33 protein-coding genes are annotated in these 23,732 nt (G+C 67.2%); 1 reads left to right on the top strand and 32 read right to left on the bottom strand.

What is annotated here, in order from left to right:
- The first annotated feature begins 260 nt into the window (after window positions 1-260).
- Entirely contained in the window at window positions 261-4,670 is a 4,410-nt protein-coding gene (locus tag ACIBJB_RS34765; RefSeq protein ID WP_398936598.1) for a choice-of-anchor D domain-containing protein, read from the top strand.
- A gap of 30 nt (window positions 4,671-4,700) precedes the next feature.
- Here ACIBJB_RS34765 and truA read toward each other — a convergent pair whose 3' ends face one another.
- The 32 genes from truA to rpsJ form a co-directional block, all read right to left on the bottom strand.
- Window positions 4,701-5,558 (bottom strand): tRNA pseudouridine(38-40) synthase TruA, encoded by an 858-nt coding sequence (gene truA, locus ACIBJB_RS34760; protein WP_398936596.1) that lies wholly within the window; start codon window positions 5,556-5,558, stop codon window positions 4,701-4,703.
- Window positions 5,559-5,632: 74 nt separating this feature from the next.
- Window positions 5,633-7,054: a hypothetical protein gene (locus tag ACIBJB_RS34755; RefSeq protein WP_398936594.1), complete on the bottom strand. Its 1,422-nt coding sequence runs from the start codon at window positions 7,052-7,054 to the stop codon at window positions 5,633-5,635.
- Window positions 7,055-7,205: 151 nt separating this feature from the next.
- The gene (rplQ, locus tag ACIBJB_RS34750; RefSeq protein WP_280863105.1) at window positions 7,206-7,727 is read right to left on the bottom strand and encodes a 50S ribosomal protein L17; all 522 of its coding nucleotides are present in this window, start codon (window positions 7,725-7,727) and stop codon (window positions 7,206-7,208) included.
- A 181-nt stretch (window positions 7,728-7,908) separates the two neighbouring features.
- Window positions 7,909-8,931 (bottom strand): DNA-directed RNA polymerase subunit alpha, encoded by a 1,023-nt coding sequence (locus tag ACIBJB_RS34745; RefSeq protein ID WP_003966937.1) that lies wholly within the window; start codon window positions 8,929-8,931, stop codon window positions 7,909-7,911.
- A 143-nt stretch (window positions 8,932-9,074) separates the two neighbouring features.
- The gene (rpsK, locus tag ACIBJB_RS34740) at window positions 9,075-9,479 is read right to left on the bottom strand and encodes a 30S ribosomal protein S11 (RefSeq protein ID WP_003956432.1); all 405 of its coding nucleotides are present in this window, start codon (window positions 9,477-9,479) and stop codon (window positions 9,075-9,077) included.
- Between the two features lie 69 nt (window positions 9,480-9,548).
- On the bottom strand, window positions 9,549-9,929 hold the full coding sequence (gene rpsM, locus ACIBJB_RS34735) for a 30S ribosomal protein S13 (RefSeq protein WP_326665471.1): 381 nt from the start codon (window positions 9,927-9,929) through the stop codon (window positions 9,549-9,551).
- Between the two features lie 217 nt (window positions 9,930-10,146).
- Window positions 10,147-10,260 carry a 50S ribosomal protein L36 gene (rpmJ, locus tag ACIBJB_RS34730; protein ID WP_003998809.1) on the bottom strand — a complete coding sequence of 38 codons (114 nt, stop codon included), beginning with the start codon at window positions 10,258-10,260 and terminating at the stop codon, window positions 10,147-10,149.
- Between the two features lie 59 nt (window positions 10,261-10,319).
- Window positions 10,320-10,541, bottom strand: a complete 222-nt coding sequence (gene infA, locus ACIBJB_RS34725) for a translation initiation factor IF-1 (RefSeq protein WP_003948620.1) — start codon at window positions 10,539-10,541, stop codon at window positions 10,320-10,322.
- Window positions 10,542-10,695: 154 nt separating this feature from the next.
- Entirely contained in the window at window positions 10,696-11,532 is an 837-nt protein-coding gene (map, locus tag ACIBJB_RS34720) for a type I methionyl aminopeptidase (protein WP_398936591.1), read from the bottom strand.
- 140 nt (window positions 11,533-11,672) lie between these two features.
- Entirely contained in the window at window positions 11,673-12,335 is a 663-nt protein-coding gene (locus ACIBJB_RS34715; RefSeq protein ID WP_057607909.1) for an adenylate kinase, read from the bottom strand.
- The gene (gene secY / locus ACIBJB_RS34710) at window positions 12,335-13,648 is read right to left on the bottom strand and encodes a preprotein translocase subunit SecY (protein WP_057607910.1); all 1,314 of its coding nucleotides are present in this window, start codon (window positions 13,646-13,648) and stop codon (window positions 12,335-12,337) included. The genes ACIBJB_RS34715 and secY overlap by 1 nt, the downstream gene beginning before the upstream one ends.
- A 187-nt stretch (window positions 13,649-13,835) precedes the next feature.
- Window positions 13,836-14,291 carry a 50S ribosomal protein L15 gene (gene rplO / locus ACIBJB_RS34705; protein WP_007384079.1) on the bottom strand — a complete coding sequence of 152 codons (456 nt, stop codon included), beginning with the start codon at window positions 14,289-14,291 and terminating at the stop codon, window positions 13,836-13,838.
- 2 nt (window positions 14,292-14,293) lie between these two features.
- Window positions 14,294-14,476, bottom strand: a complete 183-nt coding sequence (gene rpmD / locus ACIBJB_RS34700; RefSeq protein ID WP_005481207.1) for a 50S ribosomal protein L30 — start codon at window positions 14,474-14,476, stop codon at window positions 14,294-14,296.
- Window positions 14,476-15,084 (bottom strand): 30S ribosomal protein S5, encoded by a 609-nt coding sequence (rpsE, locus tag ACIBJB_RS34695; RefSeq protein WP_010354225.1) that lies wholly within the window; start codon window positions 15,082-15,084, stop codon window positions 14,476-14,478. Before rpsE ends, rpmD begins: the two co-directional genes overlap by 1 nt.
- A 36-nt stretch (window positions 15,085-15,120) precedes the next feature.
- Window positions 15,121-15,504: a 50S ribosomal protein L18 gene (gene rplR, locus ACIBJB_RS34690; RefSeq protein ID WP_020132625.1), complete on the bottom strand. Its 384-nt coding sequence runs from the start codon at window positions 15,502-15,504 to the stop codon at window positions 15,121-15,123.
- A gap of 3 nt (window positions 15,505-15,507) precedes the next feature.
- Window positions 15,508-16,047, bottom strand: a complete 540-nt coding sequence (gene rplF / locus ACIBJB_RS34685; RefSeq protein WP_007384076.1) for a 50S ribosomal protein L6 — start codon at window positions 16,045-16,047, stop codon at window positions 15,508-15,510.
- Window positions 16,048-16,072: 25 nt separating this feature from the next.
- Window positions 16,073-16,471 carry a 30S ribosomal protein S8 gene (rpsH, locus tag ACIBJB_RS34680; protein ID WP_013001411.1) on the bottom strand — a complete coding sequence of 133 codons (399 nt, stop codon included), beginning with the start codon at window positions 16,469-16,471 and terminating at the stop codon, window positions 16,073-16,075.
- A 210-nt stretch (window positions 16,472-16,681) separates the two neighbouring features.
- Window positions 16,682-16,867 carry a type Z 30S ribosomal protein S14 gene (locus ACIBJB_RS34675; RefSeq protein ID WP_003948630.1) on the bottom strand — a complete coding sequence of 62 codons (186 nt, stop codon included), beginning with the start codon at window positions 16,865-16,867 and terminating at the stop codon, window positions 16,682-16,684.
- A gap of 5 nt (window positions 16,868-16,872) precedes the next feature.
- The gene (gene rplE, locus ACIBJB_RS34670; protein WP_020135807.1) at window positions 16,873-17,430 is read right to left on the bottom strand and encodes a 50S ribosomal protein L5; all 558 of its coding nucleotides are present in this window, start codon (window positions 17,428-17,430) and stop codon (window positions 16,873-16,875) included.
- Window positions 17,430-17,753: a 50S ribosomal protein L24 gene (rplX, locus tag ACIBJB_RS34665; protein WP_003992365.1), complete on the bottom strand. Its 324-nt coding sequence runs from the start codon at window positions 17,751-17,753 to the stop codon at window positions 17,430-17,432. The genes rplE and rplX overlap by 1 nt, the downstream gene beginning before the upstream one ends.
- Window positions 17,754-17,755: 2 nt before the next feature.
- Window positions 17,756-18,124, bottom strand: a complete 369-nt coding sequence (rplN, locus tag ACIBJB_RS34660) for a 50S ribosomal protein L14 (RefSeq protein WP_003998823.1) — start codon at window positions 18,122-18,124, stop codon at window positions 17,756-17,758.
- Between the two features lie 127 nt (window positions 18,125-18,251).
- Window positions 18,252-18,539, bottom strand: coding sequence for a 30S ribosomal protein S17 (rpsQ, locus tag ACIBJB_RS34655; protein ID WP_007384073.1), 288 nt, complete (start codon window positions 18,537-18,539; stop codon window positions 18,252-18,254).
- Window positions 18,539-18,763 carry a 50S ribosomal protein L29 gene (rpmC, locus tag ACIBJB_RS34650; protein ID WP_003998824.1) on the bottom strand — a complete coding sequence of 75 codons (225 nt, stop codon included), beginning with the start codon at window positions 18,761-18,763 and terminating at the stop codon, window positions 18,539-18,541. Before rpmC ends, rpsQ begins: the two co-directional genes overlap by 1 nt.
- A complete protein-coding gene (gene rplP, locus ACIBJB_RS34645) occupies window positions 18,763-19,182 on the bottom strand; it encodes a 50S ribosomal protein L16 (RefSeq protein ID WP_006140905.1) in 420 nt (139 codons plus the stop codon). Before rplP ends, rpmC begins: the two co-directional genes overlap by 1 nt.
- 5 nt (window positions 19,183-19,187) lie before the next feature.
- A complete protein-coding gene (gene rpsC / locus ACIBJB_RS34640) occupies window positions 19,188-20,024 on the bottom strand; it encodes a 30S ribosomal protein S3 (RefSeq protein WP_069762817.1) in 837 nt (278 codons plus the stop codon).
- Window positions 20,024-20,371: a 50S ribosomal protein L22 gene (gene rplV, locus ACIBJB_RS34635; protein ID WP_006604878.1), complete on the bottom strand. Its 348-nt coding sequence runs from the start codon at window positions 20,369-20,371 to the stop codon at window positions 20,024-20,026. The genes rpsC and rplV overlap by 1 nt, the downstream gene beginning before the upstream one ends.
- A gap of 44 nt (window positions 20,372-20,415) precedes the next feature.
- The gene (rpsS, locus tag ACIBJB_RS34630) at window positions 20,416-20,697 is read right to left on the bottom strand and encodes a 30S ribosomal protein S19 (protein WP_007384069.1); all 282 of its coding nucleotides are present in this window, start codon (window positions 20,695-20,697) and stop codon (window positions 20,416-20,418) included.
- A gap of 12 nt (window positions 20,698-20,709) precedes the next feature.
- The gene (gene rplB / locus ACIBJB_RS34625; RefSeq protein WP_057584677.1) at window positions 20,710-21,546 is read right to left on the bottom strand and encodes a 50S ribosomal protein L2; all 837 of its coding nucleotides are present in this window, start codon (window positions 21,544-21,546) and stop codon (window positions 20,710-20,712) included.
- A 49-nt stretch (window positions 21,547-21,595) separates the two neighbouring features.
- Window positions 21,596-22,015, bottom strand: a complete 420-nt coding sequence (gene rplW, locus ACIBJB_RS34620) for a 50S ribosomal protein L23 (RefSeq protein WP_398936585.1) — start codon at window positions 22,013-22,015, stop codon at window positions 21,596-21,598.
- Entirely contained in the window at window positions 22,015-22,671 is a 657-nt protein-coding gene (rplD, locus tag ACIBJB_RS34615; protein ID WP_069762816.1) for a 50S ribosomal protein L4, read from the bottom strand. Before rplD ends, rplW begins: the two co-directional genes overlap by 1 nt.
- Window positions 22,672-22,676: 5 nt before the next feature.
- Entirely contained in the window at window positions 22,677-23,321 is a 645-nt protein-coding gene (rplC, locus tag ACIBJB_RS34610; RefSeq protein WP_306977562.1) for a 50S ribosomal protein L3, read from the bottom strand.
- Between the two features lie 17 nt (window positions 23,322-23,338).
- Window positions 23,339-23,647 (bottom strand): 30S ribosomal protein S10, encoded by a 309-nt coding sequence (gene rpsJ, locus ACIBJB_RS34605; protein ID WP_003948644.1) that lies wholly within the window; start codon window positions 23,645-23,647, stop codon window positions 23,339-23,341.
- Between the last annotated feature and the right edge of the window lie 85 nt (window positions 23,648-23,732).

Below are 23,732 nucleotides of genomic sequence, written 5' to 3'. Positions count from 1 at the left end.
CGGACCGCGAAAGCATAACCGGCTTTTCGCGGTACGTCCCAACCTTCTTGTTAAGTAAGAGTTTCATCACGTGGCACAGGGGTAACAGAGGCGCCGCACAGCGACGGCGGATGACGATCCCGCCGCGAAGCGCTCCCGCGCAGTGCGCAATCAGGTCAACTGATGATAAGAACAACCACTCAGTCTTCACGTTTGTGCCGTACCTGTGACCGCTCCGGGCGCGGACACCAGAGGGGGGTCCCGATTTGCCCGGGTTTTCCATGCCCGCACGCGGTGGTCGCCACCGCAGCCGGCGGCGCACATGGCTGCTCGCCCTCGTGGCCCTGGCCACCACGGCACTGATCGGCACGACGATCAGCTTGGTGGCATCCTCGGCCCAGGCCGACCAGACCACGCAGGGCGTCGACAACCTGCGCACCAACTGGGACCAGAACGAGGCAGGGCTCTCCCCCGCGGTCGTCCAGTCGTCCGCCTTCGGCCGGCTCTTCGCCACCAAACTTGACGGGCAGATATACGCCCAGCCGCTGGTGCTCGGCGACCAGGTGATCGCGGTCACCGAGAGCAACACCCTGTACGGACTCGACCGCACGACCGGTGCGATCGCGTGGAGCAAGAACTACGGACCGGCGTGGCCGGCTTCGGCGATCGGCTGCGGAGACCTGGTGCCCAACGTGGGCGCGACCGCGACCCCCGTCTACGACTCCGCCACCGACTCCCTCTACTTCACCACCAAGGTCGACGACGGCACCTCCACGCACCGCCACCCGAAGTGGCTGATGCACGCGGTGGAACCGGCCTCCGGAGCCGAGCGCGCCGGGTGGCCGGTCACCATCGCCGGCAGCCCCGTCAACGACCCGGGCAACGAGTTCGACGCCTTCTACGAACAGCAGCGCCCCGGCCTGCTGTTGATGGACGGCGTCGTCTACGCGGGCTTCGGCGGCCACTGTGACGCGTGGCCGTACCGCGGCTATGTGGTCGGCGTGAGCACCACCGGACACAGCATCACGTCGATGTGGGCCTCGGTGACCGGTGCCAGCACGGGCGGCGCCGGCATCTGGCAGTCCGGCGGCGGACTGGTCTCGGACGGTTCCGGACGGATCTTCTTCAGCACCGGCAACGGCATCAGCCCGGCGCCCGGACCCGGCAAGACCGTTCAGGGCACCCTCGCCGAGTCCGTCGTACGCCTCCAAGTGGGCGCGGACAACAGCCTCAGCACCGCCGACTTCTTCAGCCCCAGCGACGCCGCGACCCTGGACCTGACCGACCAGGACATCTCCTCGGGCGCCCCGATGGCGCTGCCGGACGGCTTCGGCACCAGCGAGCACCCCCACCTGCTGATCCAGCAGGGCAAGGACGGGCGGATCTTCCTGCTCGACCGCGACAACCTCGGCGGCATGGGCCAGGGGCCCCAGGGCGGCGACGCCGCGTTGAGCGTGTCCGGCCCCTACCAGGGCATGTGGGGACACCCCGCGTTCTGGGGCGGCGACGGCGGCTATGTCTACGTCGTCGGCAACCAGGGCCCGCTGCGCGCGCTCAAGTACGGCGTGCGCAACGGCGGTACGCCCGCGCTCACCCTCACCGGCCAGAGCCAGGACACCTTCGGCTACACCAGCGGCTCTCCCCTGGTCACGTCCGACGGCACGGACGAGTCCAGCGCCCTGGTGTGGATGACCGCCGCGAGCAACGCCTCCGGGGCCGACGGCACCCTGCGCGCCTACGGCCCCACCCCCGACGGCAACGGCCATCTCCCGTTGCTGTGGTCGGCACCGATCGGTACCGCGACGAAGTTCAGCACGCCGACCGCCGAGCGCGGCAAGGTGTACGTCGGCACCCGGGACGGTGTGCTCTACGGCTTCGGCAGCCCGGCCAGGACGGCTCTGACCGCGGCCTCGCTGGACTTCGGCCAGGTCGGCCTGGGTAACAGCACGTCGGCCGACATGAAGCTGACCGCCACGCAGGACGTCAGCATCACCGGGCTCAAGGCCTCCGGCGCGTTCTCGGTCGACCCGTCCGCCGTACCCACCCCCGAGCAGCCCACGGCGCTGGCGGCGGACGCCACCCTGGACGTACCGATCAGCTTCGCCCCCACCGCCACCGGCGGCATCAACGGCACGCTGACCGCGAACCTGTCGGACGGCCAGAAGCTGGTCTTCGCCCTCCACGGCGTCGGCACCAGGCCCGGCCTCGGAGCGGCACCCGCCGCCCTGAACTTGGGGGAAGTGCCCACCGGCAGCACCTCGACACTGAACCTCCAGATCACCAACACCGGTACCGAACCGGAGACCATCGACTCGGTCGACTCGCCCGACGGCGTCTTCTCCACCTCGGGACTGCCGAGCGCGGGGACGGTCGTACCGGCCGGTGGTTCGTTCGTGCTCTCGGTCACCTACACACCGACCGCGGACCAGGAGGACAACGACGCGCTCGTGGTCAGCAGCAGCGGTGGCGGCGCCACGCACACACTGAGCGTGCCGGTCAGCGCGACGGCCATCACGGGGCAGGGACACCTGGAGTTCTCCACGAGCTCGCTGGACTTCGGCCAGGTCCCGATCGGCAGCTCCAGATCGCTGTCGTTCACCATCACCAACACCGGCAACATCCCGGTGAAGGTGACGAAGGCCAAGGCACCGACGGGTGACTTCAACAGCCCGGTGCAGCTGTCGGAAGGCCTGGTCATCGGTCCCGAGCAGACCGCGGTGCAGAGCGTGACGTTCACTCCGCGCTCGGCAGCGGATCTGAGCGCCTTCTACGAGGTCACCGGCACCGGGACCGACGAGAACGGCAACAGCCAGGGCGCCATGTACGTCCCGGTCAAGGGCACCGGTACCGGCACCGCCACGACCACCTCGGCCGACGACGGCCGGTGGCAGACCAACGGCTCGGCGATACCGGCCGACGGCGGCGGGGTCCAGCTGACCCCGGCCACCAGCGATCAGGCGGGCACGGCGGTGTACACCGAGCCGTTGCGCACCGACGGTCTGCGGGCCACCTTCACCACGAAGTTCGGCCCCGGCACGGGTGGGAAGGGCATGACGCTCGCGCTCCTGGACCCGGCCCAGAACTCCGCCTCGGCACTGGGCGGGACCGGTGACGGTCTCGGCATCGCTGGCCGGGCGGGCACGGTGATCGCCCTCGGATCCGGCTACAACGACACGCTCAAGGCACAGAACTTCGTGGGCGTCGGCCGCAGTTCGGCCGACTCGTCGACGATCGACTACCAGTCGGTCGTGCCACTCAGTACCGCCCTGCGCCAGGGCACGCACCAGGTCGACATCCAGGTGGCCGCCGGCCATCTCTACGTCTGGATCGACGGAGCGCAGGTGATGGACGCCACACCGACGCTGACGTCCACCGCGCTCCTGGCCTTCTCCGGTGCCACCGGCGACAGCGCCGACGTGCAGACGGTGAGCGGCCCGGTCGTCAGCGAGGCGGCACCCCCGGACCCGGGACCGAAGGCGGCGACCTCGCTCCACCTCACCGCCCCCGGCACGGGTGTCCCGGGCCGGGCGCTGACCCTCAAGGGCACGCTGGACTCGACCTCGGCACTGAGCGCGGGCCAGGTCGTCCACCTGACGAGGAACGGAACGGCACTGCCCGATGTGACGACCGCGGCGGACGGCTCCTTCACCTTCACCGACACCCCGCCGGCGGAAGCCACGTACACCTACGCCGCCAGCTACACGGGAGACGCGACCCACGACGCGGCGAGCGCCACCGGCCTCGTCCAGGTGGCCAAGCTGCCCACCACGGTCACCCTGACGGCCCCGGCCACGGCCGGCCGCGCCGGCGCACTGACCGTGCCCGGCAAGCTCTCCGGCGCGCCCTTCATCGCCGGTGAGGTCGTCAAGGTGACGAAGACCGACCTCGCGCATGCGTCCGGTGTCGCACTCGCCGACGCGAAGGTGGCCACGGACGGTTCCTTCAAGTTCACGGACACCCCGCAGATCGGCGGCGCCAACACCTACAAGGTGTCCTACGGCGGCGACGTCTCGCACAAGTCCGGCAGCAGCACCGCCACCGTCCAGGTGTCCCGGGCCTCGACGTCCCTGACCGTCACCACGGACCACTCGACGTACACGTACGGCCAGTCCGCGAAGATCACCGCGCACCTCGGTACGACGTACAACAGTCGTACGGTGTCGATCTACGCCCAGCCGTACAGCGGAACGAAGGTCCTGGTGAAGTCCGGGGCGGTGGACTCCCACGGCAATCTGACGGCGTCGTACAAGCTCGCCCGCAACACCACGTTCAGCGCGGTGTTCGCCGGTGACTACCGGTACGCCCCGAAGACCGCCGCCCGCGCCGTGCACTCCTACGCGGGGGTCGCGGAGAAGCTGTCCGGCTACTACACGAGCACGCACTACGGCAGCACTCTCTACCGGGTGTACCACCGCACCGCCAAGGAACGGCTCGGCGTCACCGTCTCGCCCAACAAGGCCGGCCAGTGCGTCCTCTACCGCGTGCAGCGGTACTACAGCGGCGCCTGGCACACGCAGAGCACCTCGCCCTGCTCGGCCCTGACCTCCGCCAGCACCGGCAGCCAGCAGATGTCCCTCACCAACGGCGTCAACAACAAGTACCGCGTGGCCGCTCAGTACGTCCACAGCAGCCGGGACAACACCAACCTCAGCACCTGGGGGGCATGGCAGTACTTCACCGTCAGGCAGTGAGCACGACGGCGGTCCTGCGCCGGCGGCCGGTCAGCAACAACCGGCCGCCGGCAACGACCGCCGGTTCCGCGCTTCCTTGTTCCGCGCCGCCAACAACTCGTCGGCGGGGTAACCGACTTCCTCCAGCGTCAGCCCGTGCGGCCGTACGACATGGACGGCCGAGTCCCGTACGCCGACGGTCAGCACCTTGCCCGGCCAGTCCGGCCCCCGGTGCCCGTCCCCCACGAACAGCAGCGCCCCGATCAGCGAGCGCACCATGTTGTGGCAGAAGGCGTCGGCCCGCACGGTGGCGGTGATGATCCCGTCGTCTCCTCGCACCAGGCTCAGCTCCTGGAGCGTGCGGATGGTCGTCGCGCCATCACGCCGCTTGCAGTACGCGGCGAAGTCGTGCTCCCCGAGCAGCCGGGCAGCGGCCTCGTTCATGGCGTCGACGTCCAGCGGCCAGTCGTGCCAGAGGACGTGCCCGCGCAGGAGCGGGTCGACGCCCCCGGGGTTGTCGGTGACGCGATAGGCGTACCGCCGCCAGATCGCGGAGAACCGCGCGTTGAAGCCGACCGGAGCCTCCCGGAGCGACCACACCCGCACATCCTTCGGCAACCGCCCCGCCAGCCGCTTCAGCAGCTTCTCCCGATGCTCCTCCCACAGCCCCTCGGGCAGATCCACATGCGCCACCTGCCCCCGCGCATGCACCCCGGCATCGGTCCGCCCGGCCACGGTCAGTTCGTACGTCACGTCCTTCGACCGCGTCACCGTGCGCAGCGCGTCCTCGATCTCACCCTGGACGGTCCGCCGGCCGCCGGCCTGCTTGGCCCATCCGGAGAAGTCGGATCCGTCGTAGGAGAGGTCGAGGCGGACACGGACGTCACCGGGCTGTACTTCGTCGCTCACCCCTGGATCCTCTCAGGAACGCGGAACGGGCCCGCCCCGAGGGGCGGGCCCGCTGTGCAGGACGGGCGAGACGATCAGTGCCCGCCCCTCGGGTTCAGCACGATCTCGCCGGAGTCGTTCGCCGGATTCCCCTCGTTGGGCATCGTGTACGCGAAGAACGCCCGGCCGGTGGCGTTCCTGATCACCTCGTCGACGCGGAGGCCGAAGGTGAAGGTACGGGTGGCGTCCTCCAGGATCGGCGTGTCGATGAAGCAGAGGTAGTCGCCCTCGGCGCCCTCCCAGTCGGCGCGTCGGCAGCCTTCGGGGACCGTGGTCGTCGTGGTCCCGGGGGGAAGGTCCACCCAGAAGGAGATCGGCTCGCCGCCGGAGCGCAGCAGGGCCAGCCAGGCGGGGCCGTGGTTGGCGAAGCCGACGTCCACCGACACCGTCTGCCCCTTGCGGGCCCGCAGCCGCTCACCGGTCAGATCGAGGTCGAAGGTGTTCTTCGTCGGGAAGTCCATGTCCGCGTACTGCGTGTAGCCCGACGGATCGGCGTCCGGCAGCCGCACGAGCCCCAGCTCGGGACCGGTGCCCGCCTGGTAGTCGCCCTCGGCCAGCAGCTTGTCCACCTGGTCGGCGGGGACCGCGCTGAAGGAGTAGGACATCACGTCGTAGAGGGCGAAGCCGGCCGTCTCGATCGGGAAGGGAGTACTCAGTCCGTAGGCCGTCTCCGCGGCGAACTCGCTGTCGAAGACACAGAGCGCCGTGGAACCCCCGCGCAGTTCGTCGGGGTCACGCGGGTCGTACCAGCAGTTCTGGAAGGTGCTGGGGAAGGAGAGGCCCCGGCTGCCGTAGATCCGCAGCACCACGCCCTTGCCGCCCAGCCCGCCCACGTTGCGGAAGCCCAGCGGGGCCTGGAAGGTGTCGCCGGCCCGGAAGCCCTCGGGCTCGGCCAGTTGCCTCATCTGCAGCTCGGGGCCGCCGACCAGCACGTCCACCGTGTGCCCGGTGAAGGCCAGGCCCTCGCCGGCGGCGGTGACGGAGATGGTGCCGAAGTCGCCGGCAGCGCTCTCGTCGGTCACGTCGAGACGGATGCCACCGAGGTCGTTGTACTCCTGGCCGGCGTAGATCTCGTAGTCGCTGCAGGTCGCGACCAGCCCCTCGACGGAGCAGCCCCGCCATCCGCCGAGGCGGGAGAAGTCGACCGCGGCGACACCGGCCAGGGAGCTCGCGTCCACCGTGACCGTGTAGTCGCCCTGGTGGATCGGATAGACGACTCCGTTCTCGTCCGGTACCGGCTCGCCGGGTGCCCGGAGCCCGAGTTCGATCTGCGGCTCACCCGGTTCACCCGGTTCGCCGGACTCCGGCTGCAGCGAGAGGTTCACGCTGTCGGGCCCGGTGACGGAGACCGGCAGCGGTTCCTCCTGGGCCTGGGCCGGACCGGCGAGCGCACCGGCGGCCAGGGCGGCCAGCGCGAGGGCGGAGATGGTGCGCCGCACAGCGGCGAGAGACGTCATGGGACCCCCGTAAGTCGGACATCAAGCGCACCGGATCGGTGACGCCGTATGCATGACCTATGAGTCCGCTGTGAGGTTGCCCTGCCGCTCACCTCTGCGCAACGCGAACGGGCCCGCCCCCGAAGGGGCGGACCCGTCACAACGCGGAGCGTCAGGCGTCCTTCGACTCCTCGGCCGGAGCCTCGGTGGCGTCCTCGGCCTCGGCGGCCTTGGTCGTGTCGACCTTGGTCTCCTCGGCGGCCGGAGCGGCCTCGGCGTCCTTGGCGGCACGCTTGGTGGCGGCCTCGGCCTCACCCGTCGCGGCCTGAGCGACCGTCAGCGCCTCGACCAGCTCGATGACAGCCATGGGCGCGTTGTCGCCACGGCGGTTACCGATCTTGGTGATGCGGGTGTAGCCACCGGGGCGGTTCTCGTAGCGCGGGCCGATCTCGGTGAAGAGCGTGTGGACGACGCTCTTGTCCGTGATCACCTGAAGCACCTGACGGCGGTTGTGAAGGTCGCCCTTCTTGCCCTTGGTGATCAGACGCTCGGCGTACGGGCGCAGCTTGCGCGCCTTCGCCTCGGTGGTGGTGATACGGCCGTGCTCGAAGAGGCTCTTCGCGAGGTTCGCGAGGAGCAGCTTCTCGTGCGCGGCGCTGCCGCCCAGACGGGCACCCTTGGTGGGCTTCGGCATGGTGTCTCTCCTAGGTGTCTGCCCCGGCCGTATCAGGTACCGGAGTCAGTATCCGAGCAAGCGGGTGCTAGTCGGAGATCCGGGAGCAGCCCCGAAGGGGCGCTCCCGGAAGGGGCGCGGGGAACTGCGCGATCAAGCACAGCGCTCCCGCACCCAAGAACGGACCGGATGGCCCGAGCTCTTAGTACTGCTCGGTCTCGACGAACCCGGCGTCTGCATCGTCGTCCGCGCCGAAGGCGTCCGCGGCGGCGGTCGGGTCGAATCCGGGCGGGCTGTCCTTCAGGGCCAGGCCCATGCCGGCCAGCTTCGCCTTGACCTCGTCGATGGACTTCGCACCGAAGTTGCGGATGTCCAGGAGGTCGGCCTCGGAGCGCGCCACGAGCTCACCCACGGAGTGGATGCCCTCACGCTTGAGGCAGTTGTACGACCGAACGGTGAGCTCGAGCTCCTCGATCGGCAGGGCGAGATCAGCGGCAAGGGCGGCGTCCGTGGGGGACGGGCCCATGTCGATGCCCTCGGCGTCGATGTTGAGCTCGCGGGCCAGACCGAACAGCTCGACCAGGGTCTTACCGGCCGACGCCATGGCGTCACGCGGGCGCATGGCCTGCTTGGTCTCGACGTCGACGATCAGCTTGTCGAAGTCGGTGCGCTGCTCGACACGGGTCGCCTCGACCTTGTACGTGACCTTCAGCACGGGGCTGTAGATGGAGTCGACCGGGATACGGCCGATCTCCTGGCCCACCTGCTTGTTCTGCACGGCGGAGACGTAACCGCGGCCACGCTCGACCGTGAGCTCCATCTCCAGCTTGCCCTTGCCGTTGAGCGTGGCGAGGACGAGGTCGGGGTTGTGCACCTCGACACCGGCCGGGGGCGCGATGTCGGCGGCGGTGACCAGACCCGGGCCCTGCTTGCGCAGGTACATCACGACCGGCTCGTCGTGCTCCGAGGAGACGACCAGCTGCTTGATGTTGAGGATCAGGTCGGTGACGTCCTCCTTGACGCCCGGCACGGTGGTGAACTCGTGCAGAACGCCGTCGATGCGGATGCTGGTGACAGCGGCACCGGGGATCGACGACAGGAGGGTGCGGCGGAGGGAGTTGCCGAGGGTGTAGCCGAAGCCCGGCTCCAGCGGCTCGATCACGAACCGGGAGCGGAATTCGTCGACGACCTCTTCGGTCAGTGACGGACGCTGAGCGATCAGCATGAGTGGATCAGATCCTTCTTTCGTGGACGCCCGCTATTTGACGCCCGACGGACCGCACCCGGTGAAAAGTGCGGGTACTGCAAGGGTACGGGCGGTACCGCCCCGAAGAGCCGTACCGCCCGCAACCTCAAGACAACCTGGCCTCAGACGCGGCGGCGCTTGGGCGGACGGCAGCCGTTGTGCGGAGTGGGCGTGACGTCCTGGATCGAGCCGACCTCGAGGCCGGTGGCCTGGAGGGAGCGGATCGCGGTCTCACGGCCGGAGCCGGGACCCTTGACGAACACGTCCACCTTGCGCATGCCGTGCTCCTGCGCGCGGCGGGCGGCCGACTCGGCGGCCATCTGCGCGGCGAAGGGGGTGGACTTGCGCGAGCCCTTGAAGCCGACGTGGCCGGCGGAGGCCCAGGAGATCACGTTGCCCGAGGGGTCCGTGATCGAGACGATCGTGTTGTTGAACGTGCTCTTGATGTGCGCGTGGCCGTGAGCGACGTTCTTCTTTTCCTTGCGGCGCACCTTCTTGGCAGCGCCCTGACGACCCTTGGGGGGCATCTACTTCTCCTACGGGGAGGTGGTCGGTCCTACAGCGAAGACCGCTGATGAAGCGTTGTCCGCTGAGGACTACTTCTTGCCCGGCTTCTTCTTGCCGGCGATGGCGCGACGCGGGCCCTTGCGGGTACGAGCGTTCGTGCTGGTGCGCTGACCACGGACGGGCAGACCACGGCGGTGCCGCAGGCCCTGGTAGCAGCCGATCTCGACCTTGCGGCGGATGTCGGCCTGGACCTCGCGACGGAGGTCACCCTCGGTCTTGATGTTGTTGTCGACGTACTCACGAATCGCGACGAGCTGCTCCTCGGAGAGGTCGCGAACGCGGGTGTCCGGGTCGATGCCGGTCTCCGCCAGCGTCAGCTGGGAGAGGGTCCGACCGATTCCGAACACGTAGGTCAGGGCGACCTCCACGCGCTTTTCGCGCGGGATGTCAACACCGGAAACGCGTGCCATTCAATGGCTCCTGGTGATCTTCGGAGGTCTTCCACAGAACCGCCTCCCAGCCGCCGGCCTCTTCGCGCTGTTCAAAAGATGCAGCCAAAGATTAGGTACGACCTGGGTCCCCGGCCTCCGAACCGGGGGTGTCAGACGGAGTACGTCTGGGCTCTGCGTATGAACTGTTCAACTTGCGTCGCGCGAAACTCTGCGAGAGCAGAGGGTCGGTCGTGCGTCAGCCCTGGCGCTGCTTGTGGCGCGGGTTCTCGCAGATGACCATGACCCGACCGTGACGGCGGATCACCCTGCACTTGTCGCAGATCTTCTTGACGCTCGGCTTGACCTTCATGGGATTGAGGTTCTCCGGGTCAGTGCCACCACCCCGCCGCAGCGGGATGCGGGCAAGATCTACTTGTACCGGTAGACGATCCGGCCACGCGTCAGGTCGTACGGAGACAGCTCCACCACGACCCGGTCGTCAGGGAGGATACGGATGTAGTGCATACGCATCTTGCCGCTGATGTGAGCCAGGACCTGGTGGCCGTTCTGGAGCTCGACCTTGAACATGGCGTTCGGAAGAGACTCGACGACAGTGCCCTCGATCTCGATGGCACCTTGCTTCTTGGCCACGCTTCGCCCTTCGAATCGACTACCTTGATCGACTCTCCTTGCTTTCCCCTGAGGGGCGCATGCGGACATGCGGGTGCACGAGAGCCGACGAGTCAGTCTACGTCAGGCCACTCCGAAACACGAATCGAGGAAGGATGCCCCGGAACGGAGATCATTAAGCGAGCGGGTCGGGAGCGGCCGTGACGCCGTGCTCCGCCAGCTTCGCCCTGCCCCCGTCGGGAGCCGTGAGGACCAGCGGCCCCCCGTCCGTCAGCGCCACCGAGTGCTCCCAGTGGGACGACCACGTGCCGTCCGTGGTGATGACCGTCCAGTCGTCCGACAGGACCTCCGTCTTCGGCGTGCCCAGGGACACCATCGGCTCGATGGCCAGGCAGAACCCGGTGACCAGCTTCGGCCCCTTCCCCCGGCGCCGGTCGACGTAGTTCAGCAGGTGCGGGTCCATGTGCATCTCGGTGCCGATGCCGTGACCGCCGTAGTCCTCGATGATCCCGTAACGGCCGCCGCCCGGCTTCGGCTGGCGGCGGATGTACGTCTCGATGGCCCGGGAGACGTCGACGAGCCGGTTGCCCTGCTTCATCGCCGCGATGCCGGCCCACATGGACTCCTCGGTCACCCGTGAGAGCTCGAGGAGCTCCGGGGCGTGGCCCGAGCCCACGAAGGCCGTGTAGGCCGCGTCGCCGTGCCAGCCGTCGATGATCGCGCCGCAGTCGATGGAGATGATGTCGCCGTCCTTGAGGACGACCTCGTCGGACGGGATGCCGTGGACGACGACCTCGTTCACGGAAGTGCAGATCGTCGCCGGGAAACCGCCGTACCCCAGGAAGTTCGGCTTGGCGTCGTGCTCCGCGAGCACCTTGCGCGCGACCTGGTCGAGATCCCTGGTCGTGGCCCCGGGCACCGCGGCCTCTCGGGTCGCCGCGTGGATGGCGGCGACGACCAGTCCCGCCTCGCGCATCTTGGCGATCTGCTCGGGGGTCTTGATCTGCACCATGCGGCGGGGGCCTTTCTGGAACCGGGGAAACCTGGCAGGGGAATGGGCGCCTTCAACGATACGTGCACCCACACAGCAGCCGCGGCCCCCTCGGAAGGGAACCGCGGCTGTCGTACGCGAAAAACCGCTGCGGAAAACCGCTACGCGGCGTCGCCCTCGTGCTGGAGCGCCTCCATGGCGCGGCCGGTGACGTCCTCCACCTTGCCGAGCGCCGAGATCGTGACCACCAGGCCCTGGGCCTTGTAGTAGTCGATGATCGGCTCGGTCTGGGTGTGGTAGACCTCCAGGCGCTTGCGGACCGTCTCCTCGGAGTCGTCGTCGCGCTGGTACAGCTCGCCGCCGCAGACGTCACAGACGCCGTCCTGCTTCGGCGCCTTGTACGAGACGTGGAAGACGTGCGCCGAGTCGTTGCGGCAGATGCGGCGGCCGGCGATGCGCTTGACGACCTCCTCCTCGGGTACCTCGAGGTCCAGCACCGCGTCCAGCTTCATGCCCTCGTGCTGCAGCATCTCGTCGAGCGACTCGGCCTGCGAGACGTTCCGCGGGAAGCCGTCCAGCAGGAAGCCGTTCTCGGCGTCGGGCTGCTCCATGCGGTCCTTGGCCATGCCGATGGTGACCTCGTCCGGAACCAGGTTGCCCGCGTCCATGTAGGACTTCGCGAGTTTGCCGAGGTCCGTCTGCCGGCTGATGTTGGCGCGGAACAGGTCGCCCGTGGAGATGTGCGGGATCGACAGGTTCTGGGCGAGGAACGCGGCCTGCGTTCCCTTACCGGCGCCCGGCGGCCCGACGAGGACGATACGCATCAGCGGAGGAACCCTTCGTAATTGCGCTGCTGGAGCTGGCTCTCGATCTGCTTCACCGTCTCGAGACCCACACCCACGATGATCAGGATGCTTGTCCCACCGAACGGGAAGTTCTGGCTTGCCCCGAAGCCAACCAACGCCATCGTCGGTACGAGTGCGATCAGACCCAAGTACAGCGAACCCGGCCAGGTGATCCGGTTGAGTACGTACGACAGGTACTCAGCGGTCGGTCGGCCAGCCCGGATGCCCGGGATGAAGCCACCATACTTCTTCATGTTGTCGGCGACTTCCTCGGGGTTGAAGGAGATCGCCACGTAGAAGAACGCGAAGAAAACGATGAGCAAGAAGTACATGCTGATGTAAATCGGGTGGTCGCCCTTGGTGAGGTTGGCCTCGATCCAGGTCTTCCAGCTCGACGTACCGCTCGAGAACTGCGCCACCAGCGCCGGGATGTACAGCAGCGACGACGCGAAGATGACCGGGATCACACCGGCCTGGTTGACCTTCAGCGGGATGTACGTCGACGTACCGCCGTAGGAACGACGGCCGATCATGCGCTTCGCGTACTGCACCGGGATACGGCGCTGGGCCTGCTCGACGAAGACCACCAGGCCGACCATGACCAGGCCGACCGCGATGACGGTGCCGAACTCGATCCAGCCGTCGGCCAGGGTGCCCTGCTTCTTGATGGCCCACAGGGCGGACGGGAAGGTGGCGGCGATCGAGATGAACATCAGGATCGACATGCCGTTGCCGATGCCGCGGTCGGTGATGAGCTCACCGAGCCACATGACGACGGCCGTACCGGCGGTCATCGTGATGACCATGACGATCGTGGTGAAGATCGCGCGGTCCGGGACGATGCTCGACGCGACGGTGCAGCCGGAGAAGAGAGCGCCGCTGCGCGCGGTGGCCACCAGACCCGTGCCCTGCAGGATGGCGAGCGCCACCGTGAGATAACGGGTGTACTGCGTGATCTTCGCCGTACCGGCCTGGCCCTCCTTCTTGAGGGCTTCCAGGCGGGGGATCACCACGGTCAGCAGTTGCAGAATGATGCTCGCCGTGATGTACGGCATGATGCCGAGCGCGAAGATCGTGATCTGCAGCAGCGCGCCACCGCTGAACATGTTGACCAGACCGAAGAGTCCCTGGTTGCCGGACGCCTGGTCCACACACTCCTGGACGGACTTGTAGTCCACGCCAGGGATCGGGATGTGGGTACCCACGCGGTACACCACGATGATGGCGAGCGTGAAGAGCAGCTTCTTGCGCAGGTCGGGCGTCCTGAACGCCCGGGCGAACGCGGTGAGCACGGTGCCTCCTGCGACCCCCGCGCTACTGCGTCAAGGGTGACGGTCTTGAGGTTCGACGAATATGTGGGAAAGCAGTGCAGGCCACCTTACCGGCGACAAGGCCTGCGGTGGAACGACCAACCGGGGATACCCCGTTGTGAGGTATCCCCGGTCGGGACTGCTTACGTCATCGAGACGCCTGCGGATCTCAGACGAGCTCGGTGACCGTGCCACCGGCGGCGGTGATCTTCTCCTTGGCGGAGCCGGAGACGGCGTCGACCGTCACCTGCAGCGCCACGGAGATCTCGCCCTGGCCGAGGACCTTGACGAGGCTGTTCTTGCGAACGGCACCCTTGGCCACGAGGTCCTCGACGGTGACCTCGCCACCCTCGGGGTACAGCGCGCCCAGCTTGTCGAGGTTCACGACCTGGAACTCGGTCTTGAACGGGTTCTTGAAGCCCTTCAGCTTCGGAAGACGCATGTGGAGGGGCATCTGGCCACCCTCGAAGCGCTCCGGAACCTGGTAACGGGCCTTCGTACCCTTGGTACCACGACCGGCCGTCTTACCCTTCGACGCCTCACCACGACCCACACGGGTCTTGGCGGTCTTGGCGCCCGGGGCGGGACGGAGGTTGTGGATCTTGAGCGGGTTGTTCTCCGCCATGATCAGTCGACCTCCTCGACCGTCACGAGGTGGCGGACGGTGTGCACCATGCCGCGGAACTCGGGACGATCCTCCTTGACGACCTGCGTGTTGATGCCCTTGAGACCAAGGGAGCGCAGGGTGTCACGGTGGTTCTGCTTGCTGCCGATGTACGACTTCGTCTGCGTGATCTTGAGCTGAGCCATTACGCAGCACCAGCCCCGGCACGCGCACGCAGCAGAGCCGCGGGAGCGACGTCCTCGAGCGGCAGACCACGGCGGGCCGCGATCTCCTCGGGACGCTGCAGGCCCTTCAGGGCCTCCACGGTCGCGTGCACGATGTTGATCGCGTTCGACGAGCCGAGCGACTTCGACAGGATGTCGTGAACGCCGGCGCACTCGAGCACGGCACGCACCGGGCCACCGGCGATAACGCCGGTACCGGGGGACGCCGGCTTGAGCAGGACGACGCCCGCCGCCTTCTCACCCGTGATCGGGTGCGGGATGGTGCCCTGGATACGGGGGACCTTGAAGAAGTGCTTCTTGGCCTCCTCAACACCCTTGGCGATGGCGGCCGGCACCTCCTTGGCCTTGCCGTAACCGACACCCACGGTGCCGTCACCGTCGCCCACTACGACGAGCGCAGTGAAGCTGAAGCGACGACCACCCTTCACAACCTTGGCGACACGGTTGATCGCGACAACGCGCTCAACGTAAGCGGTCTTCTCGGCGGCAGCAGCGCCACCGTCACGACCCTTACGGTCCCGCCGCTCGCCGCCACCGGCACCGCTTCCGCGGCGCTGGGGTCCAGCCATTGGATTACCTCTCTCTTTCCGCTAGCTACGAGCGGCTCAGAACTTGAGCCCGGCTTCGCGGGCGGCGTCCGCCAGGGCGGCGATGCGCCCGGCGTACTGGTTGCCACCACGGTCGAATACGACAGCCTCGACACCGGCGGCCTTGGCGCGCTCGGCAACCAGGGCGCCGACCGACTTGGCCTGCGCGGACTTGTCGCCCTCGCCGCCGCGGATCGTGGTGTCCAGGGTCGACGCCGACGCCAGGGTGTGACCCTTGATGTCGTCGATGACCTGGGCCACGATGTGGCGGTTGGAGCGCGTCACGACCAGGCGCGGACGCTCAGCCGTACCCGAGATGTGCTTACGGATCCGGATGTGGCGACGCTTGATCGCGGCACGCTTGTAAGCGTCGCCCTTGAGGATCTTCTGTCCGTATGCCATGGCTTACTTACCCGCCTTTCCGACCTTGCGGCGGATGACTTCGCCCTCGTACTTGACACCCTTGGCCTTGTACGGGTCGGGCTTGCGCAGCTTGCGGATGTTGGCCGCAACCTCGCCGACCTTCTGCTTGTCGATGCCCTCGACCGAGAACCGGGTGGGGGCCTCCACCTTGAAGGTGATGCCCTCGGGGGCCTCGACGGTGATCGGGTGGCTGTAGCCGAGAGCGAACTCGAGGTTCGAACCCTTGGCCTGCACGCGGTAACCGACACCGCTGATCTCGAGCTTCTTCACGTAACCCTGGGTCACGCCGGTGATCATGTTCGCCACCAGCGTGCGGGACAGGCCGTGCAGGGCCTTGTTCTGACGCTCGTCGTTGGGGCGGGTGACGTTGAGAACGCCGTCCTCACCCTTGGCGATGTCGATCGGCGCAGCGACGGTGTGCGAGAGGGTGCCCTTGGGGCCCTTCACCGAAACCGTACGGCCGTCGATGGTGACGTCCACGCCGGCGGGAACCGTGATGGGGAGCTTGCCAATACGCGACATAGCTGTTTCCTCCGATTCCTTTCCGCTACCAGACGTAGGCGAGGACTTCTCCGCCTACGCCCTTCTTGCCGGCCTGCTTGTCGGTGAGGAGCCCGTGCGACGTGGAGATGATCGCCACGCCGAGGCCGCCCAGCACCTTCGGCAGGGAGGTGGACTTCGCGTAAACCCGGAGACCGGGCTTGGAGATCCGCTTGATGCCCGCGATGGAGCGCTCACGGTTCGGGCCGAACTTCAGCTCGAGAACGAGGTTCTTGCCGACCTCGGCGTCCTCGACCTTCCAGCCCGTGATGAAGCCCTCCTGCTGGAGGATCTCCGCGATGTGAGACTTGATCTTGGACGCCGGCATCGTCACGGAGTCGTGGTATGCCGAGTTCGCGTTCCGCAGACGCGTAAGCATGTCTGCGATCGGATCAGTCATGGTCATGAATTGGCCTTCGGCCTCTCTCGCCGGGGTTTCCAGGTGCCCATCCCTCTCCTCGATCCGAGACGAGGCGGGTGCGGTGCGGTGGACCTACGGCGTAGTAAGTCGTATGGGCGTCCAGGCGCCCAACCCTCCTAGCCTAAGCCATGAAGGGGTGGGCACCTGACACTGCCCTTTACTTACCGAGAGTTCCTGCAGTCCCGAAGTACGGGACTACCAGGAGCTCTTGGTCACGCCCGGCAGCTCGCCACGGTGAGCCATCTCACGAAGGCAGACGCGGCACAGGCCGAACTTGCGGTACACGGAGTGCGGACGGCCGCAGCGCTGGCAGCGCGTGTAGCCGCGAACACCGAACTTGGGCTTGCGAGCAGCCTTGGCAATCAGAGCCTTCTTCGCCATCTCGCTCACGCCTCCTTGAAGGGGAAGCCGAGGTGACGAAGGAGCGCGCGGCCCTCAGCGTCGTTGGTCGCCGTGGTCACCACGGTGATGTCCATGCCCCGGGTACGGTCGATCTTGTCCTGGTCGATCTCGTGGAACATGACCTGCTCGGTGAGACCGAAGGTGTAGTTGCCACGGCCGTCGAACTGCTTGGGGGACAGACCACGGAAGTCGCGGATGCGCGGCAGCGCGAGCGACAGGGTGCGGTCCAGGAACTCCCACATGCGGTCGCCACGGAGTGTGACGTGGGCACCGATCGGCTGGCCCTCACGCAGCTTGAACTGCGCGATGGACTTACGGGCCTTGGTGACGGCCGGCTTCTGACCGGTGATCGTGGTGAGGTCGCGGATGGCGCCCTCGATCAGCTTGGAGTCGCGGGCGGCGTCGCCCACACCCATGTTGACCACGATCTTGACGAGACCGGGGATCTGCATGACGTTCTCGTACTTGAACTCGTCACGCAGCTTGCCCGCGATCTCCTCGCGGTACTTCGTCTTGAGACGCGGAGTCGTGGTGGTAGCCATCAGATGTCCTCACCCGTCCGCTTGGCAACGCGGATCTTGTTGCCCTCGTCGTCGAAGCGGTAACCGACACGCGTGACAACCTTGTTGCCGTCCTTCTCAACGACCAGCTGGACGTTGGAGACGTGGATCGGCGCCTCGGTCGTGACGATGCCACCGGCCTGCGAACCGCGAGCGGTCGGGCCGGCCTTGGTGTGCTTCTTGACCCGGTTGACACCCTCGACCAGGACCCGGTCCTCACGGGGGAAGGCCGCGATGACCTTGCCCTGCTTGCCCTTGTCCTTACCGGTGATGACCTGGACCAGGTCGCCCTTCTTGATCTTCATGCTTACAGCACCTCCGGAGCCAGCGAGATGATCTTCATGAACTTCTTCTCGCGCAGCTCGCGCCCGACCGGGCCGAAGATGCGGGTACCGCGAGGGTCGCCGTCGTTCTTCAGAATGACGGCGGCGTTCTCGTCGAAGCGGATGTACGAGCCGTCCGGACGGCGGCGCTCCTTGACGGTGCGAACGATGACCGCCTTGACGACGTCACCCTTCTTCACGTTGCCACCGGGGATCGCGTCCTTGACGGTGGCGACGATGACGTCACCGATGCCCGCGTAGCGGCGACCGGAGCCACCGAGCACACGGATGCAAAGGATCTCCTTCGCACCAGTGTTGTCGGCGACACGCAGTCGCGACTCCTGCTGGATCACGTCTATCTCCTGTTTGTCTGCCGGTTCCCCGGGGGCCGCTTACGCAACGGCCCCCGGAGCCTGGCGGAACTGTCCTGCGAGGGGTGCCTCGCAGGCCTACTTTTTGGAATTCCCTTGCGGGAATTACCTACTTGGCCTTCTCGAGGATCTCGACGACGCGCCAGCGCTTGGTCGCCGACAGCGGGCGGGTCTCCGCGAGGAGGACCCGGTCGCCGACGCCGGCAGCGTTCTGCTCGTCGTGCGCCTTGAGCTTGTTGGTACGGCGGATGACCTTGCCGTACAGCGCGTGCTTGACGCGGTCCTCGACGGCGACGACGACGGTCTTGTCCATCTTGTCGCTGACGACGAGACCCTCACGGGTCTTGCGGAAGCCGCGGGCCTCTGCAGTCTGCTCAGTCACGTTGCTCTCACTCATCAGGCGCTCTCCACCGTCTCGATGCCCAGCTCGCGCTCACGCATCAGGGTGTAGATCCGCGCGATGTCCTTACGGACGGCCTTGAGCCGACCGTGGTTCTCGAGCTGACCCGTCGCCGCCTGGAAGCGGAGGTTGAACAGCTCTTCCTTGGCTTCGCGGAGCTTCGCCAGAAGCTCCTCGTCACCCAGTTCGCGCAGCTCGGACGCCTTGGTACCGGCCGACATCACGCTTCACCTGCCTCGCGCTTGACGATCCGGCACTTCATCGGCAGCTTGTGGGCTGCGCGAGTCAGGGCCTCACGGGCGATCTTCTCGTTGGGGTAGGACAGCTCGAACATGACCCGGCCCGGGTGCACGTTCGCGATCCACCACTCCGGCGAACCCTTACCGGAACCCATGCGGGTCTCGGCAGGCTTCTTCGTGAGCGGGCGGTCCGGGTAGATGTTGATCCAGACCTTGCCACCACGCTTGATGTGGCGGGTCATCGCGATACGGGCCGCCTCGATCTGGCGGTTGGTCACGTACGCCGGCGTGAGGGCCTGAATGCCGTACTCGCCGAACGAGACCGTCGTACCGCCCTTGGCCTGACCACGGCGCTTCGGGTGGTGCTGCTTGCGGTGCTTGACCCTACGGGGGATCAGCATGTCGGTCAGGCCTCCGTTCCGGTGCTCTCAGCCGGAGCGGCGGCAGCGGGAGCCTCAGCCTTGGGGGCCTCGGCGCCGGCAGCCTGCTGCGGCTTGCGACCGCGCCGTTCGCCGCCGCCACCACGGCCACCACGGGCCGGGCGGTCGGCGCCGCCGCCACCGCGAGCCGGGCGGTTACCCGCACGGGCGGCAGCGTTCTCAGCGCGGACCTCGGCGATGTTCTTGACATCGCCCTTGTAGATCCAGACCTTCACACCGATGCGGCCGAAGGTCGTCTTGGCCTCGAAGAAGCCGTAGTCCACGTTCGCGCGGAGCGTGTGCAGGGGCACGCGGCCCTCGCGGTAGAACTCCGAGCGGGACATCTCGGCGCCGCCGAGGCGGCCACCGCACTGGATCTTGATGCCCTTGGCGCCGGCCTTCATCGCCGACTGCATGCTCTTACGCATGGCGCGGCGGAAGGAGACGCGGGAGGAGAGCTGCTCGGCGACGGCCTGAGCAACCAGCTGAGCGTCCGTCTCGGGGTTCTTGACCTCGAGGATGTTCAGCTGGACCTGCTTGCCCGTGAGCTTCTCGAGGTCGCCGCGGATGCGGTCGGCCTCGGCGCCACGGCGGCCGATGACGATGCCCGGACGCGCGGTGTGGATGTCCACACGCACACGGTCACGGGTGCGCTCGATCTCCACCTTCGAGATACCGGCGCGCTCCATGCCGGACGTCATCATCCGACGGATGGCGACGTCTTCCTTGACGTAGTCCTTGTACAGCTTGTCGGCGTACCAACGGGACTTGAAGTCCGTGGTGATGCCGAGCCGGAACCCATGCGGGTTAACCTTCTGGCCCATTACCGGGTTCCTTCCTTGCTGCTGACGACCACGGTGATGTGGCTGGTCCGCTTGCGGATCCGGTAGGCACGGCCCTGGGCGCGCGGACGGAACCGCTTCAGGGTCGGACCCTCGTCGACGTACGCCTCGGAGATGACGAGGCTGCCGGCGTCGGTGTGGTCGTAGTTGTGTGCGGCGTTGGCGATGGCGCTGTCGAGCACCTTGCCGACGGGCACGGAGGCGGCCTGCGGAGCGAATCGCAGGACCGCCTGAGCCTCCGTGGCGTCCATGCCACGGATAAGGTCCACCACGCGGCGGGCCTTCATGGGCGTAACGCGGATGTACCGCGCCTGGGCCCTGGCTTCCATGGTTGTCCCTCTCAGTTACTTACGTGTCTGAATGCGATCCGCGTTTAGCGGCGCTTCGACTTCCGGTCGTCCTTGACGTGACCCCGGAAGGTGCGCGTCGGCGAGAACTCGCCGAGCTTGTGGCCGACCATCGACTCGGTGACGAACACCGGGATGTGGGTCTTGCCGTTGTGCACCGCGATCGTGTGACCCAGCATGGCCGGGACGATCATCGAGCGACGGGACCAGGTCTTGATGACGTTCTTGGAACCGGCTTCGTTCTGGGCGTCCACCTTCTTGATCAGGTGGTCGTCGACGAAGGGCCCCTTCTTGAGACTGCGCGGCATCTAAACCCGCTCCTAGCGCTTCTTGTTCGTCTTGCGGCGGCGGACGATGTACTTGTTCGAAGCCTTCTTCGGCGAACGAGTACGACCCTCCTTCTGACCCCAGGGGCTGACCGGGTGGCGACCACCGGAGGTCTTGCCCTCACCACCACCGTGGGGGTGGTCAACCGGGTTCATCGCCACACCGCGAACGGTCGGGCGGACGCCCAGCCAGCGCTTGCGGCCGGCCTTACCCCAGTTGATGTTGCTCTGCTCGGCGTTGCCGACCTCGCCGACCGTGGCGCGGCAGCGCTGGTCGACCAGGCGGATCTCACCGGAGGGCATACGAAGGTGGGCCATCGTGCCCTCCTTCGCCAGCAGCTGCACGGAGGCACCGGCGGAGCGGGCGAACTTGGCGCCGCCACCCGGACGGATCTCGATCGCGTGGATCGTGGTACCGACCGGGATGTTGCGGATCGCCAGGTTGTTGCCCGGCTTGATGTCGGCCCCGGGACCGTTCTCGACGCGGTCACCCTGCTGCAGGTTGCGCGGGGCGAGGATGTAGCGCTTCTCGCCGTCCGCGTAGTGCAGCAGCGCGATGCGCGCGGTGCGGTTGGGGTCGTACTCGATGTGCGCGACCTTCGCCGGCACGCCGTCCTTGTCATGGCGACGGAAGTCGATGACTCGGTAGGCGCGCTTGTGTCCGCCACCCTGGTGGCGAACGGTCACACGACCGGCGTTGTTACGGCCGCCCTTGCTGTGCAGCGGGCGGACCAGCGACTTCTCCGGCGTGGACCGCGTGACCTCGACGAAGTCGGCGACGCTGGAGCCGCGACGGCCCGGCGTAGTCGGCTTGTACTTGCGGATTCCCATTGTCTCTCAGTCCTCGGAAGTTTCCCGATTATCTGGACGCTCCGACCGCTTACGCGGTCGGACCGCCGAAGATGTCGATACGGTCGCCCTCGGCAAGGGTCACGATCGCGCGCTTGCTGTCGGCACGCTTGCCGAAGCCGGTGCGGGTCCGCTTGCGCTTGCCCTGGCGGTTGATCGTGTTGACGCCGGTGACCTTGACCGAGAAGACCTCTTGGACGGCCTGCTTGATCTGGGTCTTGTTGGCGCCGGGGGCCACGATGAACGTGTACTTGCCCTCGTCGAGAAGCGCGTAGCTCTTCTCGGACACGACCGGCTTCAGCAGGACGTCACGGGGGTCCGTGAAGGCCTTGCTCGCCGGAGTGACGACGGTGTTCTTGCCCTCGGCGGCGTGGCGGCGGGCCTTGGCGACGCGCGCGGCCTTGGCTGCCTTGGCTGCCTTCGAGGCGATGCTCGGGTGACGCGTAGCCATCAGGCTTCGCTCCCTTCGGTGTCAGCGGCCTTGGGGCCAGACACGAAGGACTCGAAAGCGGCCTGGGTGAAGACCACGTCGTCCGAGACGAGAACGTCGTACGTGTTCAGCTGGCCCGGCTCCAGGATGTGGACCTGGGGCAGGTTGCGAGCGGACAGCCACGCGGCCTCGTCGGCACGGTCGATGACGAGCAGCAGGTTCTTGCGCTCGCTGATCTTGCCGAAGAGCGTCTTCGCGGCCTTGGTCGAAGGCGACTCGCCCTCGATGAGGCCGGAGACGACGTGGATGCGGTTGTTGCGGGCCCGGTCGGTGAGGGCGTGGCGCAGAGCCGCGGCCTTCATCTTCTTCGGGGTCCGCTGCGAGTAGTCACGCGGGGTGGGGCCGTGGACGACACCACCGCCGGCGAACTGCGGCGCACGGGTCGAACCCTGGCGGGCGCGGCCGGTGCCCTTCTGGCGGTAGGGCTTCTTGCCGCCACCGCGGACCTCGCCACGACGCTTGACCTTGTGCGTGCCCTGACGGGCGGCGGCCAGCTGCGCGACGACGACCTGGTGAAGCAGCGGAATGCTGATCTTCTCTACGTCGAAGATCTCGGCCGGGAGCTCAACGGTCCCGGCGGTGTCGCCGGAGGGCGACAGAATGTCAATGGTGCTCATAGTCCTCAGGCCCCCTTGGCCGCGGTGCGGACCAGGACGAGGCCGCCGTTCGGACCAGGAACCGCGCCCTTGATGAGGAGCAGGCCCTTCTCCGCGTCAACGGCGTGAACGGTCAGGTTCTGGGTGGTGACCCGCTCGTTGCCCATACGACCCGCCATGCGGAGGCCCTTGAACACGCGGCCCGGGGTGGCGCAGCCACCGATGGAACCGGGAGAGCGGTGCTTGCGCTGGGTGCCGTGACCGGCGCCGAGGCCCTTGAAGTTGTGACGCTTCATGACACCGGCGAAGCCCTTGCCCTTGCTCTTGCCGGTCACGTCGACCTTGATGCCGGCCTCGAACACCTCGGCGGTGATCTCCTGGCCGAGGGTGTACTCGCTGGCGTCAGCGGTACGGATCTCGACGAGGTGGCGGCGGGGAGTGACGTCGGCCTTGGCGAAGTGGCCCTTGAGGGGCTTGTTCACCTTGCGCGGGTCGATCTCGCCGAACGCGATCTGGACGGACTCGTAGCCGTCGACGTCGTTCGTGCGGACCTGGGTCACGACATTGGGGCTGGCCTTGACGACGGTGACCGGAACAACACGGTTGTTCTCGTCCCACACCTGCGTCATGCCGAGCTTCTCGCCCAGGATGCCCTTGATCTGCTTAGCCATCGTTCAGATCACCGGCCTCAGAGCTTGATCTCGATGTCGACACCGGCCGGGAGGTCGAGTCGCATCAGAGAGTCAACGGTCTTGGGGGTCGGGTCGAGGATGTCGATCAGACGCTTGTGCGTGCGCATCTCGAAGTGCTCGCGCGAGTCCTTGTACTTGTGCGGCGACTTGATGACGCAGTACACGTTCTTCTCAGTGGGCAGCGGCACCGGGCCCGCGACCGACGCACCAGTGCGCGTCACCGTCTCGACGATCTTCTTCGCCGAGGAGTCGATGACCTCGTGGTCGTAGGCCTTGAGCCGGATGCGGATCTTCTGTCCCGCCATGGCTACTCCGTAGTCCTGTCTCTTTTACAGCTCTGGAACCCGGTGTTCCGTGACTTCCTCCGACCCACGCGGTCGGGCGTGTCGC

Source organism: Streptomyces sp. NPDC050759 (assembly GCF_044456945.1).
Taxonomy (GTDB): Bacteria; Actinomycetota; Actinomycetes; order Streptomycetales; family Streptomycetaceae; genus Streptomyces.
This window is presented reverse-complemented; position numbering and strand designations above follow the sequence as displayed.

What these genes read in the sequence shown, in the direction of transcription:
- ACIBJB_RS34765 (WP_398936598.1), top strand. Translation starts at nt 261, where the DNA reads ATGCCCGCACGCGGTGGTCGCCACCGCAGCCGGCGGCGCACATGGCTG.
- ACIBJB_RS34755 (WP_398936594.1), bottom strand. Translation starts at nt 7,054, where the DNA reads ATGACGTCTCTCGCCGCTGTGCGGCGCACCATCTCCGCCCTCGCGCTG.
- rplQ (WP_280863105.1), bottom strand. Translation starts at nt 7,727, where the DNA reads ATGCCGAAGCCCACCAAGGGTGCCCGTCTGGGCGGCAGCGCCGCGCAC.
- ACIBJB_RS34745 (WP_003966937.1), bottom strand. Translation starts at nt 8,931, where the DNA reads ATGCTGATCGCTCAGCGTCCGTCACTGACCGAAGAGGTCGTCGACGAA.
- rpsK (WP_003956432.1), bottom strand. Translation starts at nt 9,479, where the DNA reads ATGCCCCCCAAGGGTCGTCAGGGCGCTGCCAAGAAGGTGCGCCGCAAG.
- rpsM (WP_326665471.1), bottom strand. Translation starts at nt 9,929, where the DNA reads ATGGCACGCGTTTCCGGTGTTGACATCCCGCGCGAAAAGCGCGTGGAG.
- rpmJ (WP_003998809.1), bottom strand. Translation starts at nt 10,260, where the DNA reads ATGAAGGTCAAGCCGAGCGTCAAGAAGATCTGCGACAAGTGCAGGGTG.
- map (WP_398936591.1), bottom strand. Translation starts at nt 11,532, where the DNA reads ATGGTGCAGATCAAGACCCCCGAGCAGATCGCCAAGATGCGCGAGGCG.
- ACIBJB_RS34715 (WP_057607909.1), bottom strand. Translation starts at nt 12,335, where the DNA reads ATGCGTATCGTCCTCGTCGGGCCGCCGGGCGCCGGTAAGGGAACGCAG.
- rplO (WP_007384079.1), bottom strand. Translation starts at nt 14,291, where the DNA reads ATGGCGGAGAACAACCCGCTCAAGATCCACAACCTCCGTCCCGCCCCG.
- rpmD (WP_005481207.1), bottom strand. Translation starts at nt 14,476, where the DNA reads ATGGCTCAGCTCAAGATCACGCAGACGAAGTCGTACATCGGCAGCAAG.
- rpsE (WP_010354225.1), bottom strand. Translation starts at nt 15,084, where the DNA reads ATGGCTGGACCCCAGCGCCGCGGAAGCGGTGCCGGTGGCGGCGAGCGG.
- rplR (WP_020132625.1), bottom strand. Translation starts at nt 15,504, where the DNA reads ATGGCATACGGACAGAAGATCCTCAAGGGCGACGCTTACAAGCGTGCC.
- rplF (WP_007384076.1), bottom strand. Translation starts at nt 16,047, where the DNA reads ATGTCGCGTATTGGCAAGCTCCCCATCACGGTTCCCGCCGGCGTGGAC.
- rpsH (WP_013001411.1), bottom strand. Translation starts at nt 16,471, where the DNA reads ATGACCATGACTGATCCGATCGCAGACATGCTTACGCGTCTGCGGAAC.
- ACIBJB_RS34675 (WP_003948630.1), bottom strand. Translation starts at nt 16,867, where the DNA reads ATGGCGAAGAAGGCTCTGATTGCCAAGGCTGCTCGCAAGCCCAAGTTC.
- rplE (WP_020135807.1), bottom strand. Translation starts at nt 17,430, where the DNA reads ATGGCTACCACCACGACTCCGCGTCTCAAGACGAAGTACCGCGAGGAG.
- rplX (WP_003992365.1), bottom strand. Translation starts at nt 17,753, where the DNA reads ATGAAGATCAAGAAGGGCGACCTGGTCCAGGTCATCACCGGTAAGGAC.
- rpsQ (WP_007384073.1), bottom strand. Translation starts at nt 18,539, where the DNA reads ATGAGTGAGAGCAACGTGACTGAGCAGACTGCAGAGGCCCGCGGCTTC.
- rpmC (WP_003998824.1), bottom strand. Translation starts at nt 18,763, where the DNA reads ATGTCGGCCGGTACCAAGGCGTCCGAGCTGCGCGAACTGGGTGACGAG.
- rplP (WP_006140905.1), bottom strand. Translation starts at nt 19,182, where the DNA reads ATGCTGATCCCCCGTAGGGTCAAGCACCGCAAGCAGCACCACCCGAAG.
- rpsC (WP_069762817.1), bottom strand. Translation starts at nt 20,024, where the DNA reads ATGGGCCAGAAGGTTAACCCGCATGGGTTCCGGCTCGGCATCACCACG.
- rplV (WP_006604878.1), bottom strand. Translation starts at nt 20,371, where the DNA reads ATGGAAGCCAGGGCCCAGGCGCGGTACATCCGCGTTACGCCCATGAAG.
- rpsS (WP_007384069.1), bottom strand. Translation starts at nt 20,697, where the DNA reads ATGCCGCGCAGTCTCAAGAAGGGGCCCTTCGTCGACGACCACCTGATC.
- rplB (WP_057584677.1), bottom strand. Translation starts at nt 21,546, where the DNA reads ATGGGAATCCGCAAGTACAAGCCGACTACGCCGGGCCGTCGCGGCTCC.
- rplW (WP_398936585.1), bottom strand. Translation starts at nt 22,015, where the DNA reads ATGGCTACGCGTCACCCGAGCATCGCCTCGAAGGCAGCCAAGGCAGCC.
- rplD (WP_069762816.1), bottom strand. Translation starts at nt 22,671, where the DNA reads ATGAGCACCATTGACATTCTGTCGCCCTCCGGCGACACCGCCGGGACC.
- rplC (WP_306977562.1), bottom strand. Translation starts at nt 23,321, where the DNA reads ATGGCTAAGCAGATCAAGGGCATCCTGGGCGAGAAGCTCGGCATGACG.
- rpsJ (WP_003948644.1), bottom strand. Translation starts at nt 23,647, where the DNA reads ATGGCGGGACAGAAGATCCGCATCCGGCTCAAGGCCTACGACCACGAG.